The sequence below is a fragment of the Aquidulcibacter sp. genome (assembly GCF_049239865.1).
Lineage (GTDB): Bacteria > Pseudomonadota > Alphaproteobacteria > Caulobacterales > Aquidulcibacteraceae > Aquidulcibacter.
Map to the genome: position 1 here is coordinate 1 of NZ_JBMLTR010000152.1, position 1866 is coordinate 1866.

The following is a 1866-nucleotide window of genomic DNA, read 5'->3' on the forward strand; positions in this document are numbered from 1 at the left end:
GCGATACGCGCACAAGGCCGGATTTTCTCGAACATTACAGAGACAATTGGCGCAACGCCTTTGGTACGCCTAGACAAGATCGCTGCCAAGTATGGTGTGAAGGCAGAACTTTTGGGCAAGCTGGAATTCTTCAACCCGATCGCTTCGGTGAAAGACCGGATCGGGGTTTCCATGATTGAGGAATTGGAAAGCCGCGGCCTGATCAAGGAAGGCTCTGTCTTGGTGGAGCCGACTTCGGGCAATACGGGCATTGCCTTGGCCTTTGTGGCGGCCCAGCGTGGCTATCGCCTAATCCTTGTCATGCCAGAGACCATGTCCTTAGAGCGCCGCAAAATGCTGGCCTTCCTTGGGGCTGAGCTAGTGCTGACGCCCGGTGCGGAAGGCATGAAGGGCGCTGTCGCGCGCGCCAAGCAATTGGTCGAAGAAACGCCAAACGCCTTGATTCCGGGCCAATTTGTGAATCCAGCCAATCCAGCTGTGCACCGTCGCACGACGGCTGAAGAGATTTGGATCGATACAGAAGGCAAAGTAGATGCCTTTGTGGCAGGTGTCGGCACCGGCGGCACGATCACCGGGGTTGGCCAAGTGTTGAAGCAGCGCAATCCCGGCATTCAGATTGTCGCGGTGGAACCAGCGGGCAGCCCGGTTTTGTCCGGCGGCGCACCTGGGCCGCACAAGATCCAAGGCATTGGCGCGGGCTTTATCCCAGAAGTGCTGGATCGGTCGGTGATTGATGAAGTCATCACCGTGACCAATGAGGAGGCTTTTGATTTCAGCCGCGATCTGGCCCGCACCGAAGGCGTGCCCGGCGGGATTTCGACCGGAGCTAATTTGGCTGCGGCGATCAAATTGGGCCAACGCCCTGAATATGCCGGCAAGCGGATCGTCTTTATCGTCCCCAGCTTTGCAGAGCGCTATATTTCCTCGGCCTTGTTCGACGGGATCGGCTAAACCATCTGGCGGTCTGCGACGTGGACTTCGGGTCGCAGATCGCCCTTGTCATAATCTTGCGATTGACAAGCAGGCCTCAAACAGCCAGATGTGGCCATGTTTCCATGCAAATCTCCACAAGAAGCGATTGATAGGCTTCAAGACATCCACGCAGCATCCGTTCAGGCCCTGCACGATGCCCTCGCCCGGTTTGTTCAAACCCGGGTTCCCCCCACTCCAGAAGAGCGCGCACGCTTTCGCTATCCCGAAATCCGCGTGACTTATGCGCCGGACGGTCCGCCGCCCGTATCCCAGCGTGCTTATGCGAAGTTTAACGCGCCAGGTGTTTACACCACGACGGTCACCCATCCGGCGCTGTTCACCGACTATCTGCTTGAAAATCTTGAGCCCTTGGTTGGCGAATATGGCGCAACCGTTGAAGTCGGCCTGTCCGATGCTGAGATGCCTTATTCCTACGTCATCGACGGCGTAACCGACCTTGGGGTCGGCGATGTACCGCCGCAGGAATTAGCGCGCTGGTTCCCGACGCCGCAACTGACCGCTGTCGGCGACGAAATCGTCGATGGTGAGTTTGAAATCCTGCAAGGCCAACCTCGACCGCTCGCTTTGTATGATGGGTTGCGGGTGGATTATTCGCTAAAGCGCCTGACCCATTATTCAGGCACAGAATGGCGCTCCTTCCAGCCGTGGATCCTATTCACCAATTACGCCCGCTATGTCGACGAATTTGTGCGCTGGGCGATTGATCAGATCCGCCAAGGTGGGCGCTATGATTCCTTGATCTGCTCTGGCGGGGTAACGATTGACGCCTCTAATCTGGATGATGATCCAGAAGGGCGCGTCGCGGCCAGCCCTTGGCGCAAGTATCAAATGCCAGCCTATCACCTCACCACCAAGGACGGGCAAGGCATTACC

At 57.3% G+C, this 1866-nt stretch carries 1 protein-coding gene and 1 pseudogene; both read left to right on the forward strand.

Going from position 1 to position 1866, the window contains the following annotated elements:
- Positions 1-3: 3 nt before the first annotated feature.
- On the forward strand, positions 4-951 hold the full coding sequence (gene cysK, locus ACOVRA_RS11010; RefSeq protein ID WP_421720332.1) for a cysteine synthase A: 948 nt from the start codon (positions 4-6) through the stop codon (positions 949-951).
- Positions 952-1047: 96 nt separating this feature from the next.
- A pseudogene (locus ACOVRA_RS11015) lies at positions 1048-1866 on the forward strand (AMP nucleosidase); the annotation flags it as partial.